Below are 14606 nucleotides of genomic sequence, written 5' to 3' on the forward strand. Positions count from 1 at the left end.
TGTCAACAGCAAATAATGCTATGATATCCTGCTCAATTGAGCATTTGCGACAAAGGCTTTTACGGCCTAAACTTCCCATGTAAACCACGCAAAATCCGCTAATAAAACCTATTGTTATTGACCGCACCAATAAGAGTCCTCTATGGCATTTGTACACCTTGGCATTCACAGCGAATACTCCATCACTGATTCTATCGTGCGCATAAAGCCGCTTATTAAAGCGGCGGCAGCTGATAATCAGCAAGCACTAGCACTGACTGATTTATCCAACCTTTATGCGACAGTGAAGTTTTATCGCGCTTGTCTTGGCGCTGGCATCAAGCCCATCATCGGCAGCGAAGTTATCATGGATGATGAAGACACTAGACTGACGCTGCTGGCCATGGACAACGAAGGCTATCAAAACATCACCCGTATTGTCTCGCTGGGCTTCACCGAAGGCCGCGCCGACCCTGACAATCATGGCACCCCTGTCATCAAGCGCCGTCATATCTTAGAGCACGCAGCGGGCGTTATTGTCTTGTTTGGCGAAAAATCAGACGTCGGTCATGCGCTAGTCAGCTCTATGCCAGAAAATGCCGACGTGCTGATCACAGAGTGGCAGGCGCATTTTGCTGATCGCTTGTACTTTGCGATCAAGCGCACCAACCGCTCAGGCGAAGATGCTTTTATCAAAGCGGCTATCCACGCTGGTGCCAAGCATCAACTGCCCATTATCGCCCACAATGACGTACGGTTTTTGGAGCAAGAGGACTTCGATGCTCACGAAGCCCGCGTCTGTATCGCAGGCTCGTACGTACTAGCTGACCCTAACCGTCCGCGCTTGTATTCAGATGAGCAGTATCTAAAAACCCAAGACCAAATGGCGCAACTGTTTGCCGATATTCCGCAGGTGGTCGACAATACCATCCGCCTAGCCACCCGCTGTAATGTGACACTAACGCTAGGCATCAACGTGTTGCCTGACTTTCCTGTACCAGAGGGCGAGACCATTGAGTCTTTTTTTCGGGCAGAATCACAGCGCGGTCTTAATCACCGATTGGACAAGCTGTTTCCTGTGGAAGCGCGTGACGAGAGCTGGAGCGACTTTCGTAAGCAGTACGATGAGCGCCTAGAGTATGAGCTCGATATTATTTTGTCTATGGGGTTCCCCGGTTACTTCTTAATCGTTATGGACTTTATCCGCTGGGCCAAGGCCAATGGCGTCCCTGTGGGGCCAGGTCGCGGCTCTGGTGCCGGCTCTTTGGTTGCGTATGCGCTCAACATTACCGATCTCGACCCCATTCATTACGACCTATTATTCGAGCGCTTCTTAAACCCTGAACGTGTCTCTATGCCCGATTTCGATATTGACTTTTGTATCGAAGGGCGCGACCGTGTCATCGATTATGTGGCGCAAACTTACGGCCGTGAAGCGGTCTCACAAATCATCACCTTTGGTACCATGGCGGCAAAAGCGGTGGTGCGTGATGTGGCGCGGGTACAAAGCAAGTCGTACTTTTTGGCCAATAAAATCTCTAAATTGATTCCGAAAACACCTGGCATCACCTTGTCTCAAGCACTCGAGCAAGAGCCGCAGCTCAAAGACTTAATCTCCAATCCTGATAACATGGATTATGAAGATGCCATCGAGATTTGGGAGATGGCGGTCAAATTAGAAGGCGTGTGCCGCAATGTCGGCAAGCACGCCGGTGGTGTCCTCATAGCCCCGCATAAAATCACTGACTTTAGCGCCATTTACTGTGACGATGAGGGTCATCGCGTTAGCCAGTTTGATAAAGACGATGTCGAAGATGTCGGTCTGGTAAAATTTGACTTTTTGGGCTTGCGTAACTTAACCGTCATTAATGCTGCGGTAGAAAACATCAACCAACGCCGCGCACGCGAAGGCAAAGACGCGTTGGTACTAGAAGATTTACCATTAGATGACAAAAAAACCTACAAACTCTTGCAAGAAGCAAAGACCACAGCTGTCTTTCAGCTAGAGAGTATGGGTATGAAAAAATACTTGGCCAAACTGCAACCGACCAACATCGAAGACGTCATCGCCATGTGTGCCCTCTATCGCCCAGGGCCACTCGATGCCGGTATGGTAGAGATGTATATCGACCGTAAGCACGGCCGCGAAGAAGTCATTTATGACCATCCCAACCTCGAGCCAATTTTGCAAAACACCAACGGCGTTATTGTCTATCAAGAGCAAGTCATGCAAATCTCGCAGGTCATGGCCGGTTACAGTCTCGGCGGCGCGGATATGCTACGCCGCGCCATGGGTAAGAAAAAACCTGAAGAGATGGCCAAACAGCGTGATATTTTTGTCACGGGTGCTACCGATCAAGGTATCGATGAGGTCACCTCAGGCGGTGTATTTGATTTGATGGAGAAGTTCGCCGGTTATGGTTTTAACCGTTCGCATTCTGCTGCTTATGGCGTCCTTGCTTATCAGACCGCTTATCTCAAACAGTACTACCCTGCCGAATTTATGGCTGCGGTACTGACATCCGATATGAACAACACCGACAACGTGGTGTTCTTTATCAATGACTGCCGTGAAAACTTTGGATTGACTGTAGACAATCCATCGGTAAACCGCAGTGAGTGGCACTTTGTCGCTGATACGCCGACCAATATTATTTATGGACTTGGCGCGATTAAAGGCGTCGGTGAAGGTGCGGTGGAGTCTATCGTCGATGCGCGCCGCCGCGGTGGGCCGTTTAAGGATTTATATGACTTCTGCCGCCGCGTTGATATCAAAAAAGTCAATAAACGTACGCTTGAGGCATTGGTCAGTGCTGGCTGTTTTGATGACTTTGCCGCGACGTTGCGACCAGACTTACCAAGCGATGCCGCCTACGAGATTCGCGGCGCGCTGATGAGTCAGCTGCCAAGCGCGGTACAGGCCGCGGAGCAAGACCGCCAAAACAATGAGCTTGGCATGATGGACTTGTTTGGCGAGATGGACGGTGTGGTCGCCGCCCCACCACTCAAAATGACTGCCGATCTGATCTGGGGTGACAAGCACCGCCTCAAAGCAGAAAAAAACACACTAGGACTGTATCTGACTGGGCACCCGATCAATGAGTACTTGGATGAGCTAAAACGCTATACCTCTGGTGCTCGCCTTGATAAGCTCACAGACACAGGCTATAACGGCAGCTGCTACTTTGCCGGCCTTATTATCGATATTGCCAACTTTGGCAATCGAAATGTCATTACCTTAGATGATGGCACCTCACGATTAGAGGTCAGCTGCTATGCTGAGCGTTTCAATCGCGTCAAAGACCAGTTGAAGGTGGATGAAGTGGTCATTATCAAAGGCAGCATCCGGGAGCGTGACGGGCGATTGTTTGCCCGTCTAGATAACGCCATGAGTATGGTAGATGCGCGTCTGCGTTGGCTCAAAAAAATCAGTATCAAAATCCACGGCAGTGACACGCGCCTACTCTCACGCCTACAGCCGCTACTCAAGTCCGCCCAAGCGGATATCATCCCCGCGCCTAGCTTGACCCAGCAAGATGAGCCAGACGATACGACCTTCAATGGCAGCTATGATCCTGCGATGGGTGGGAGCTTATATGATGAGGATGGCAATGACTTATTGGCGCTAGAGCATGACATGCAACAAGACGCGCTGCAAAATGGCAGCCCTTATAGTAATAATGCGCTGAGTAACACTGACGCCTCCATTCATGATAACTGTCTGCCGCTTGGCCTGAGCATTTATGAAGCGTATGGTATCGCCAATGTGGGACTCTCTGAGCATTGGCGCATCTATCCAAATGATGACAACTTGCAACAACTAAAAAGCATGGTAAATGAGGACAACTTACATTTTCACTATAGCTGACGCTGGGCTTTTAGCCGTGGCATCCTATAGCGATGTCTACTCTATCCCTTGACGATAGCCGTTTTATTGCTTGAGATTTAACTGATTTAACTGATTTAACTGATTTAACTGATTTAACTGACAATATTGGACCTAATACCATGGATGAGAACCCACATAATAATACCGCCGACCAAACTGTAGAGATCCTCAATGATGAGCAATTTGAAGACATGCGTGACTTGCTCGAAGAGGACTTTGCCGATTTGATTCAAGTGTATCTCACTGACAGCCAGCAGCGCATCCAAAGCCTACGCATCGCGCAACAACAAAACGATAATGCCAATGGTTTTGAGATTGCCCATGCCCTAAAAGGCGCCAGTGCTAATCTGGGGACGACCCAGCTGATGCGTCTTAGTAGTCAACTCCAAGAGCGGTGCCGTGAGCAGCGTATCGGTGAGCAGGCGGCGCTGATCGAGGATATCGCAGCGGCGCTACAACGCGCTGAGCAAACCATCAAACAGCGCATGGAGCAATAAATGAGCCAAAGCCCTTTATCAGTGACAACGCCACCATCATCTATGCCAATCAACCATCCAGCAACGAGCGTAGACGACTACTTATCTTGTGTCCAAGTCGTCATGGTCAATACCACCTTGCCTGCCAATATCGGCTCAGCGGCACGGGCCATGCATACGATGGGATTGTCACGCTTGACGGTCGTCGATCCCAAGCGGCCTATCGATGAGACCAGTGTATCGCACGCTGCAGGTGGCCATGAGCTGCTGTCAGCAGCTGTGATTGCCCCAACGCTAGAGTCGGCGATCGCTGATTGCCAGCTGGTATTTGCAGCTAGCAGTCGCAGTCGTCATATGCCGCGCCCTGTCGTCACGCCCACACAGGCGGCCAAAATCATTTTTGATTTTATCGATAGTCAATCCACCTATCAGCCTCAGACCACGGCCGAGACCGCACAGGATAATACTGCTGGCACCCGCAAACCAAATATCGCGATATTGTTTGGCCGCGAAGACCGTGGTTTGACCAATGAAGAGCTGGCCTATGCCGATTACCATATCCAAATCGATGCCAACCCTGCCTATCCGGTACTTAATGTCGCCTCAGCGGTACAAGTGATTGCCAGTTTTATCTTTGCTTATGCGCAAACCCACATTCAGACAGCGACGAGCCCAGAGGCTGATGCTGACTCTGATAAAGCCGCAGCACGCTCGATGATTGACATGACGTTACGCCAACAGTGGGATGAGCCGGCCATCACTCAGCAGCAGCAACAGCAGTTGACCGAGCGCATGACAGCGCTGATGGTGCAGCAGGGTCTGGCAGACAGCGCACATCTAAAATCTTTGCCAGCACGGCTATCGCGGCTCGGCTCACGCTTACAGCTGGATCAAAAAGAGTATCAGCTGTTAAGCGCACTTATCGCCAAGCTTTTAAAAGATAGACCCCAATCATCATAATAAAAGCCACCAGTACAGATTTTTTGGGTTTGGTCGGCCAGCGATAGCCTGCTATTATTAGGGCGTGTTATATTGGATGGCTCAGATTGTAAGTATAGTCAGTTCAGTATAAAAACGATACAGTGGGACTGGGATAAATTTTTACGCAGCATCGAGCAGCGCAGGCACAGCACGCAAGGAAAATTTATACCAGTTCCACGTTGATATATAATGTATCTGTTTTATTTAGAATCGACTATACATAGAAATAAGCACATAGAATAAGCATCAGGATTAGCACCCAATACTGACCACACCGCCATACTTTACCAACCAATAGACGGACCAACAGACCGATCAACAAATAGGACACTTTATGTCATTGCCAGCCAAATTGCTCAATTCGCTTGCCAGCATCAAAAAAGACCTAAAAGAAGATGTCGATGCGGTATTCAACCGTGATCCTGCCGCTCGCAACAGTCTGGAGGTCATTCTTACCTATCCTGGTATTCATGCGCTTATCTTGCATCGCGGCGCTCATTATCTCTGGAATCACGAACAAAAACTGGCCGCCCGCGTGATCTCTTACGGCTCGCGTATCGTCACTGGTATCGAGATTCACCCTGCAGCCAAAATCGGTAAGCGGTTTTTTATCGACCACGGTGTCGGCGTGGTCATCGGTGAGACCGCAGAGATTGGCAACGATGTCACCTTATACCACGGCGTCACTCTCGGCGGCGTCTCATGGAATAACGGCAAACGCCATCCAACGTTAGAAGACGGCGTGATTGTAGGCGCTGGCGCAAAAGTTTTGGGGCCATTTACTGTCGGTAAAAATGCCAAAATCGGCTCAAATACGGTGGTGGTCAAACCTGTGCCAGCTGGCGCTACCATGGTCGGCAGCGCGGCGCGCATGATATCCGATCATCATGATGAAAAAGGCAACCCCATCGCCACCAAAGTCCAAGACGCCAAACAACAAGAGAAAGTGGCCCAAGCAGGCGAAGGCGACACCGGCAAAGACCAAGCGCAAAGCACAGCGGCCAAGGCCAAGCGCCGCACTACTTTTCAAGCTTATGGTATCGACCCCTTTTCTCAAGACCCAGTGGCCGAAGCGTTTGCAAAAATGCTTGAGCATATTCAGCAGTCAGAAAATCGCCTAGATCAGCTGCAAACTGCCATGTGTGAGATTGATCCTGATTTTTGCAAAAAGAAGTATGACAAGCTTTGTTTAGAAGATTTAGATGTGATCGGGCGCTCTGACATGGAAGAGCTGACTGAGGAAAAAACAAGTCCTGATAGCTTACCGTAGCCTCTGATACTCTTTTAATATAGTCAATCGCACATAAAACCGGCACAACTGATATCTCGTGCTACTGGTATGCATTTTGCGCCGCATCGAGCGGCGTTGGCACAGTACACAAGAAAAATGAATGCCCGTAGGACGGACTTATTTTAAACCAGATGCACTTACTTATAAATAACACGAAGAGATACCATGGCACGTCTACAAGATAAAGGTATCATCATTACAGGCGCGGCTCAAGGTATGGGCGAGACTCATGCTCGCTTGTGTTTGGCAGAAGGCGCAAAAGTCGTATTGACCGATATCAATGCTGAAAAAGGTGAGGCGCTGGCTAAGGAGCTTGGTGATAACGCCTTATTTATCAAGCATGATGTCCATAAAAGCTGGGTATATTGCCCAGCTTTTTTTGGTGCTTGGAAAAGTTTTAAAACCTTTTAACCGATAAAACCGCTCTTTGAAATCAATTCTTCAACCCCTGCTGTCTCGTGTGCTTTGAATGGATAACGATCCGCCATTATTATCCATTGTTCTGAATACTCTACTATTTTTGTAGATATTGATTTATTGCTTAGGCTATTTTGGTTAAGTCCAGTTTGTATCAGTAAAATGTCAATATCCATGGTGACTTGCTTTATAGAGGTTTGCGCTTCTATGAAACGCTGCCGATGGCAGTCACTTTCAATGAGCTTAAAAGCCTGCTGCAGCTCCTGCAAACTCATCGCCGTATCCAGAGATAAATACGCACACTGATTGGTATAGTCAGGCTTTGGCTGCTCTTGAGTCGCGGTAAAGTCAGGGTTTTGAAAAGACGTAGAGAGCTGCATACGGCCAAATGTGGCCAGTTTTTCACGCGCATCAGGCAAATAGTAGTCAGCGTGATAGTTGCTGCCCAAAGCCAGTACCACTGCTGTCACCTCGTACGCTTGCAGCTGTTCAGGCGTATGTATCTCTAGGCCCGCAAGATTTAAACCAGCCAGACCTTTATGCTTCTCATACATCTTAAAAATTTTAGGCGTCTTATGCATCATGACTTTGACTGGCAGGCTGCTCGCTATGACTGGCTTTTGCAGATCGGGTGATTTGCACCCCAACGGCGTCTGCGTGTTTGATTGCCGTCGGCTTAGCCATGTTCAGCGTGATTTTATGACAAGCGTATTTGGCAAGCAGTTTATCTGCGATTTGCTCAGCCAGATGCTCAAGTAGCTTTGCTTGAATGACTTGGCACCACTCGCTGACATCATCACAAACCGCCTTATAATTTAGCGCATCCTGTACATCATCCGAGGCGGCAGCAGCACTGATATCCGTCTCAAGCGCGATATCGATCTGCAGCGGCTGAGTGATAGCGCGCTCCCATTCATAGACACCGATGACGGCATCTACCGTCAAGCCTCTGACAAATACCACGTCAGACTGAGTATGCAACATGCTTTTATCCTTGTTTACTGGTTTTTTAGGAGTTTTATAGCAGACAGATGATCATGCTTTTTGGTGCAAACGCGCAGCCTTTAGCATCTTACTTGGGCGATGATGCCACAAGTCAATGCTAAACAACAACAGACCAACCCAAATCAAGCCAAAGACGGCCAAACGGTGCAAGTCAAATGGCTCTTTATAATAAAATACTGCCAAAAAGAAAATAAAAGTCGGCGTCAGATAGTTCATAAAACTTAAAATACTATAAGCCACCAGCTTGGTTGATTTATTAAATAACAATAGCGGTATCAAAGTGATGGGGCCTGCCAGCATCAATAGCCAGATGTTTGATGACAACCAAAAACTGATCTGACTACTCACCACATCGGCCTGCCAAAACCACCACAGGCACATCGGTACCAGCATTGTTGTCTCCACAAACATCGCATCGATGGCGCTCAGCGGTGTTTGCCGCTGAATGGTACCGTATATGCTAAAGCTAAACGCCAGTATCAGCGAAATCCAAGGTAAGCTCCCAATCATCACCACCTGAATAATCACAGACAATAGCGCAAAACCAATTGCCACCCATTGCAGTGTCCGTAAGCGCTCTTTGAACAAAATCATCGAGAGCGCCACCCCCACCAGCGGCCCGATAAAATAGCCCAAACTGGCCTCAAGTATGCGGTCATGGTTGACCGCCCAAACATAGGTCAGCCAGTTGGTGGCAATAATCAGACCCGATATCAGCGAAAACACAATCCACCTAGGATTTTTCCTTAAAGTGTCTATCCAGCCCCAGCGTTTGGTGACGACTAAGACAAGCAGCAGACAAGCAAAGGTCCAGACGATACGGTGCCCGATGATCTCAGTGGCATCGTAGGCGGCCAACTGTTTAAAATATAAAGGAAACCCGCCCCAGATAAAAAAGGCCATAAGCGCTGTGACAATACCACGTCTGGTGGTTTTGATAGGCGTCACGGGTTTTTTGATAACATTTTGAGTGGTCATAAGTCAGTACAACTTAATTTAGAGCAAAGCGTACTGTTGCAGACTGCGCCTGATGATGAGCATATTTAGGCGAGCGGCAAAAGCACAGGGTTACTACAGATAGAATAAAAGTGAAAAAGCAATGCATTGACACTCATAGTAGTATCAATGCATTGCTGACGATAACGGTATTTGAACCCTTATGTTATGGCGTTTAATCCCTGGTAAAAGTCCTAACGCTATTAGGCGCGGCTATCGTGAACCTCGATAGACATGCCCACTTGATTGGCAAGCTCGGCAAATCCTGGGAAACTGGTATTTACCGTCTCAACGCCTTCGATGGTGATCGGCTTGGATGCGCGCAAGCTAGCAACCGCAAAGCTCATGGCGATACGATGGTCATGATGCGAGGTGATATGTCCGCCGCCAAAAACAGGTTGGCTATTATTTACTTCACTTTGACCTACACCTGCACTACCTTTGCCTTCAATGATCAGACCATCCTCAGTCACCGTACAATCAATGCCAAGGGTTTGTAGACCATCTGCCATGACAGCAATACGATCGGACTCTTTCACGCGCAACTCTTTCGCACCCGTTAGTACTGTACGACCTCGCGCACAGCTAGCAGCGATAAACAGTACTGGGAACTCATCAATCGCCAGTGGTACTAGATACTCTGGAATATCGATACCTTGCAGGTTTGAGCTGCGTATCGTGATATCCGCCACTGGCTCGCCGCCGACATGGGTCTCATTGCTTAGGCTGATATCAGCATTCATCAGCTTTAAGATATCAATGATGCCGGTGCGGGTTGGGTTAATACCCACTTGCGTTAGGGTCAATTCACTACCCTGACTGATGGCCGCCGCGACCATAAAGAAGGCGGCGGAAGAGATATCCGCAGGCACAGCGATATCGCCACCGGTGAGTGTACCACCACCGGTGACACTGATACGGTTGCCTTCTACAATTACTGGATAGCCAAAGGCTGATAGCATACGCTCGGTATGGTCACGGCTAACTTCAGGTTGGATGACCGTCGTGGTGCCGTTTGCCCACATTCCCGCCAATAGCAAGCAAGACTTCACCTGAGCAGAAGCAACTGGCATGTCATACTCTACCCCTTGCAGCGGCTGGCCAACCGTATCACGGCCAGTGATGCTTAGCGGCGCGGTACCATTATGACCCGTGCTTTGAATCACCGCACCCATGTCACGTAACGGTGCTGCCACCCGCTCCATCGGACGCTTGTTTAGACTGGTGTCGCCTGTCAACACACTATCAAATGACTGGGCGGCTAAGATACCGGCTAGCAGGCGCATACTGGTGCCTGAGTTGCCCATATACAGTGGCGTTTTGCTGGGTTTTAGTCCATGCATACCAACGCCGTGAATGGTCAATCTGCCTTTATCAGGGCCTTCGATGCTTACACCCATGTCACGGAATGCTTGTAAGGTAGCCAGCGCATCCTCCCCTTCCAAAAATCCAGTAACGTTGGTCACACCTGTGGCCAAACTGCCAAGCATGATGCTGCGATGCGAGATAGATTTGTCTCCAGGAACGGTAATGGTGCCAGAGACGGTGTTGCTAGGGGTGATATTATAAGAAGCTGACATAGCAGAGGTATCCGTATAAGGGGTGCTGGCTAACATATGGCCAAAATGTCGCCGTGCGGCTTGCGCGCGGCCCAAAAGCCCCATCAGGGCGGTTGAATCTTTATCAATGATAAGCTGACGCATGGTCTGTAGATAGACGCCGTACTCATCAAGGGCGCTGATAATCGCGCGCTCGTTGGCAAAAAATATATCATGCCACATCTTAGGATCGCTGGCAGCGATACGGGTAAAGTCGCGAAACCCACCAGCGGCATAGCGAAACATATCCAAGTTGTCATCATGGCTCGCCAATTGCTCAACCAGATTAAACGCCAGTAGGTGCGGTAGATGACTGGTATGCGCCAATATCGCATCGTGATGATCGGCTGCCATCGGCATGACAGTCGCACCCACCGCCTCCCATAACTGCTGCAGCTTTGCAATTGCAGAAGAGCTGGTGGTGGCGAGCTCACAGATTATCACGCTGTGATTGACAAACAAATTGGCGCGTCTGGCATGATACCCTGAATTCTCCGCTCCAGCAATCGGATGCGCGGGTACAAACCCCGTTGGCAGTGCAGTAAATACCGATTTTGCTGCCTCAATGATATTGACCTTGGTACTACAGACATCCGTAATGATACAATCTGTAGCCAGCTGGCCGTTGCCCATTGCAGCTTTGATATCGGTAAATACGGCTTGCACCGCTTGCACCGGTACGGCGATGATAAGTAAGTCGCTACCTGCCACCACGTCAGTCAAGCGCGTGCTACCAGCATCGAGCAAGCCATGTTTTATGGCTTCATTCACGCTTGGCAAGTGCCTATCGACAGCAACCAAGCGCTCGCTTAAATGATTGTCTTTTATAGCTTGAGCAAGACTTGCGCCAATCAGCCCAAGACCGATCACGCAAACTTGTTTAAATAACAAAGGGGTTTTATCAAAAGAGGATTGCATAGGATTCTTATTTTTTATCTTTTTTATGGCGACTCACGGCAGCTTGTATTTCACAAACTGGCATTCAGTCGCAAAGGCACGCCTGCATGAGTGCTATGACATTATTGGGATTCAGATGGGCTGGTCCGCCTTCTTTATCAGTATCAGTTGCCAGTGATCAGTCTTCGGTCAAAATCGAGCGTAACGTATCTATCAAACGCAGATTGTCTTCAGCCAGACCTACCGTGATACGCAGCCAGTTCGGGAGTCCATAGGCGGCCAAAGGACGTACGATTACTCCCTGCTCTAGCAATGCTTGATGAATAGACATAGCGTTGATGTCTTCCATCTCGACTTCGAATTTTACCATAATAAAATTGGCGTGCGACTTAATAAAACCCAGCCCTAGCGCGTCAAACTGTTTTTCTAACCAGCGCATTTGCTCAGCGTTGCTCAAGCGAGTGGCTTCGATAAAGTCTTGATCGGCAAGTGCAGCAGCGGCGGCGGCCAATGCCACACGGCTGACGTTAAATGGCTGACGGATGCGATTGAGCAGATTTGCGACTGGCACTGAGCTGAGCGCGTAGCCCACGCGCAAACCCGCCAGCCCATAAGCTTTAGAAAACGTACGAACGATAACCACATTGTCAAACTCATCAAGCAGCGCCCTATTATTACTCTCAGGGCTATACTCGATATACGCCTCATCGAGTACCACCAGTACCGAAGCTGGCACGCTAGCGACAAACTCACGTAGCTCTTTTTGCCCAAGCTGGGTGCCTGTTGGGTTATTAGGATTGGCAATAAACACAACCTTGGTATTTGGATGGTCGGCGACGGCTTGACGCATGGCCGTTAAGTCATGACCAAACCGCGGCGCTGGCACTTCTATCCCAGTAGCACCTTGTATCTTCGCCAACATCGAATACACCACAAAGGCATACTGACTATACACAATGGTATCGTCACAACTGACAAAGCCACGCGCCAAGAGATCCAATAGATCATTGGAGCCATTACCTAGGGTAATCTGCTCAACATCCACACGATTAAAATCCGCCAGCGCTTGCTTGAGATAATAGCCATTGCCATCAGGATAGCGTGCCAGTTGACCCAGCTGCTCGGTGATTGCCAAGGTCACATGCGGCGAGCAGCCCAGTGGGTTTTCATTGCTGGCCAGCTTTACGACATCAGAAACCCCATACTCGCGTGTCAGCTCCTCAACCGGCTTGCCAGTCTGATAAGGCGTCAGCGCTAAGATACTATCATACGCAGAGGTAAGCGGAGCTAAACTTGATGATGTCGCTTGAGGTGATGCCATGGTTTATCCTTAGAGATGATGACACATCTACTGCTTAGTATGATCCATTTGCGGCCGATGATCAGCTTACAATACCGCTTTAGGATATGAGCCAAGTATACGCAAATCTTTTACCAGTGGACGAATATCGGCAATCGCCGCGCTCACGTTTGGCGCATCAATATGACCATTCATATCGATAAAGAACACATAAGCCCATTTATTCGGGCGCTCAGGACGCGTCTCGATACTGGTCATCGATACCCCATGATAAGACAGTGGCTTTAGGATTTCGATAAGTGCCCCTGCTTTGTCGTGTGCCGATACCACGATAGAGGTTTTGTCTTGACCTGATGGCGCAATCGCCTCGTGACCGATAATCAGAAAACGTGTGGTGTTGCTAGGATTGTCTTCTATGTTGGTATACAGCTTGTGTAGATCATATTCTGCTGCAGCAACGTCCCCTGCGATAGCGGCAGAATGCCACTCGTTTTTGAGGCGACGCGCCGCTTCTCCGTTGCTCGATACGGCCACACGCTCGACGTTTGGAAAGTTGACATCAAGCCAATGACGGCACTGAGCCAATGACTGCTGGTGCGAATAAATACGGCTGAGACTATCGACCTTGGTGTGCTCAGCAACCAAGAAGTTTTGGTGAATAGGCAGCTCAACTTCACCGATGATTTTTAACGAAGAGGACAAAAAGCCATCTAGCGTGTGATTGACCACCCCTTCTGAAGAGTTTTCAACAGGTACCACGCCATACATCGCTGTGCCCGCTTCGACTTCGCGAAACACATCGGTGATGGTGGTCATCGGCATGGTATCCGCGGCTTTGCCAAAGTGTTTCAGCGCAGCTGCATGGGTAAAGGTACCAACAGGCCCTAAAAACGCAATGCGCTGCGGTGCTTCTAAGTCCAAGCATACAGACATAATCTCACGAAACAGACGGGCCATTTTTTCGTCAGCGATAGGACCAGTATTGCGCTCCATGACGGCTTTTAGTACTTGCGCCTCTCGCTCTGGACGATAAAAAATAGGGTTGCTGTCGGTTGCGGCGGCGGCATTATTCGCGAGGTGTTCTTTTTTGACGACAGCCACTTGCTGAGCCAATTTGGCACGATCATTGATCAACGTTTGAATTTTGCAGTCTACTGCATCGATACTTTGACGAATATTGTCCAAAAACGCTTTTTCGGTTGCGGCATCGTTTGTGTCTGTCGTGGTTTGATTGGAGTTATTCATATGTTGTTCTGGTGACTGCTCACTCATTACCGCCCATCCTTTTTAGATTTTTTACTGTTGAAATTTTTGACCAGCTTTTAGCTATTGGGTCTGACATCATCGGTGTTAATAGCTTGCTATAGCGACATGATAAAACAACAGTCTATCAAGACACCGTCTGCTTTTGCTCTTATCCGATTTTGCCATGCTATTTTTTGACTTATCGATAATATCTCAAGCTGCTCATACCACTGTCGCATAGCAGGTGGCCGGCTCTACTATAACAAAAACGGCGCGCAGTGCCCACGGGTAATCGTGTGCAATCGCATGTAATGTCGCGTCACTCTTATCAGCTGCCCATATCATCTCGTCCATAGTATAGTCGATTCAAAATAATTGTGGTACAGCGTCAGCAAATGAGAATGCTGATGTCGTCGATTCAGCTAATATTGACCTGACTATAGCACAGTTGTGCCCTTGTCTTTTGTCGTCCATCACACTATGAGGCAACAGAGGCTCAAAACTATGTTACAGTTTAATGCCAATCCCTCAT

At 48.8% G+C, this 14606-nt stretch carries 11 protein-coding genes; 5 read left to right on the forward strand and 6 right to left on the reverse strand.

From position 1 onward, the window contains the following. Positions 1-142 precede the first annotated feature (142 nt). The 5 genes from dnaE to ACNFVB_RS07790 all read left to right on the forward strand — a co-directional run bounded on the left by dnaE (position 143) and on the right by ACNFVB_RS07790 (position 7027). A complete protein-coding gene (gene dnaE, locus ACNFVB_RS07770; protein ID WP_430737105.1) occupies positions 143-3847 on the forward strand; it encodes a DNA polymerase III subunit alpha in 3705 nt (1234 codons plus the stop codon). Positions 3848-3987: 140 nt separating this feature from the next. Further along, complete coding sequence (locus ACNFVB_RS07775; protein ID WP_105245913.1) at positions 3988-4365, forward strand: Hpt domain-containing protein; 378 nt, start codon at positions 3988-3990, stop codon at positions 4363-4365. 42 nt (positions 4366-4407) lie between these two features. After that, entirely contained in the window at positions 4408-5304 is an 897-nt protein-coding gene (locus tag ACNFVB_RS07780; protein ID WP_430738498.1) for an RNA methyltransferase, read from the forward strand. Between the two features lie 394 nt (positions 5305-5698). Then, a complete protein-coding gene (cysE, locus tag ACNFVB_RS07785; protein ID WP_430738499.1) occupies positions 5699-6595 on the forward strand; it encodes a serine O-acetyltransferase in 897 nt (298 codons plus the stop codon). A 186-nt stretch (positions 6596-6781) separates the two neighbouring features. After that, positions 6782-7027 (forward strand): SDR family NAD(P)-dependent oxidoreductase, encoded by a 246-nt coding sequence (locus ACNFVB_RS07790; protein WP_430737106.1) that lies wholly within the window; start codon positions 6782-6784, stop codon positions 7025-7027. Here the strand turns inward: ACNFVB_RS07790 and ACNFVB_RS07795 are convergent. From ACNFVB_RS07795 to pheA, 6 genes are all read right to left on the reverse strand, one after another. Continuing rightward, the gene (locus tag ACNFVB_RS07795) at positions 7024-7587 is read right to left on the reverse strand and encodes a 2-amino-4-hydroxy-6-hydroxymethyldihydropteridine diphosphokinase (protein WP_201585433.1); all 564 of its coding nucleotides are present in this window, start codon (positions 7585-7587) and stop codon (positions 7024-7026) included. The two genes, ACNFVB_RS07790 and ACNFVB_RS07795, sit on opposite strands and share 4 nt — an antisense overlap. A 19-nt stretch (positions 7588-7606) precedes the next feature. Next, positions 7607-8017, reverse strand: a complete 411-nt coding sequence (gene folB / locus ACNFVB_RS07800; protein WP_430737107.1) for a dihydroneopterin aldolase — start codon at positions 8015-8017, stop codon at positions 7607-7609. Between the two features lie 51 nt (positions 8018-8068). Continuing rightward, complete coding sequence (rarD, locus tag ACNFVB_RS07805; RefSeq protein ID WP_430737108.1) at positions 8069-9016, reverse strand: EamA family transporter RarD; 948 nt, start codon at positions 9014-9016, stop codon at positions 8069-8071. A gap of 221 nt (positions 9017-9237) precedes the next feature. Further along, positions 9238-11550 (reverse strand): bifunctional prephenate dehydrogenase/3-phosphoshikimate 1-carboxyvinyltransferase, encoded by a 2313-nt coding sequence (locus ACNFVB_RS07810; RefSeq protein ID WP_430737109.1) that lies wholly within the window; start codon positions 11548-11550, stop codon positions 9238-9240. A 157-nt stretch (positions 11551-11707) separates the two neighbouring features. Beyond that, positions 11708-12850 carry a histidinol-phosphate transaminase gene (gene hisC, locus ACNFVB_RS07815; RefSeq protein WP_192995722.1) on the reverse strand — a complete coding sequence of 381 codons (1143 nt, stop codon included), beginning with the start codon at positions 12848-12850 and terminating at the stop codon, positions 11708-11710. A gap of 66 nt (positions 12851-12916) precedes the next feature. Then, the gene (pheA, locus tag ACNFVB_RS07820; RefSeq protein ID WP_192995720.1) at positions 12917-14101 is read right to left on the reverse strand and encodes a prephenate dehydratase; all 1185 of its coding nucleotides are present in this window, start codon (positions 14099-14101) and stop codon (positions 12917-12919) included. Positions 14102-14606 lie beyond the last annotated feature (505 nt).

Origin of the sequence: Psychrobacter sp. VH5, from assembly GCF_050572635.1 — a bacterium.
Lineage (GTDB): Bacteria > Pseudomonadota > Gammaproteobacteria > Pseudomonadales > Moraxellaceae > Psychrobacter > Psychrobacter celer.

Coding starts and splice junctions, on each gene's coding strand:
- pheA (WP_192995720.1), bottom strand. CDS start 14,101: ATGAGTGAGCAGTCACCAGAACAACATATGAATAACTCCAATCAAACC.
- rarD (WP_430737108.1), bottom strand. CDS start 9,016: ATGACCACTCAAAATGTTATCAAAAAACCCGTGACGCCTATCAAAACC.
- ACNFVB_RS07790 (WP_430737106.1), top strand. CDS start 6,782: ATGGCACGTCTACAAGATAAAGGTATCATCATTACAGGCGCGGCTCAA.
- hisC (WP_192995722.1), bottom strand. CDS start 12,850: ATGGCATCACCTCAAGCGACATCATCAAGTTTAGCTCCGCTTACCTCT.
- ACNFVB_RS07780 (WP_430738498.1), top strand. CDS start 4,408: ATGCCAATCAACCATCCAGCAACGAGCGTAGACGACTACTTATCTTGT.
- ACNFVB_RS07775 (WP_105245913.1), top strand. CDS start 3,988: ATGGATGAGAACCCACATAATAATACCGCCGACCAAACTGTAGAGATC.
- dnaE (WP_430737105.1), top strand. CDS start 143: ATGGCATTTGTACACCTTGGCATTCACAGCGAATACTCCATCACTGAT.
- folB (WP_430737107.1), bottom strand. CDS start 8,017: ATGTTGCATACTCAGTCTGACGTGGTATTTGTCAGAGGCTTGACGGTA.
- ACNFVB_RS07795 (WP_201585433.1), bottom strand. CDS start 7,587: ATGTATGAGAAGCATAAAGGTCTGGCTGGTTTAAATCTTGCGGGCCTA.
- ACNFVB_RS07810 (WP_430737109.1), bottom strand. CDS start 11,550: ATGCAATCCTCTTTTGATAAAACCCCTTTGTTATTTAAACAAGTTTGC.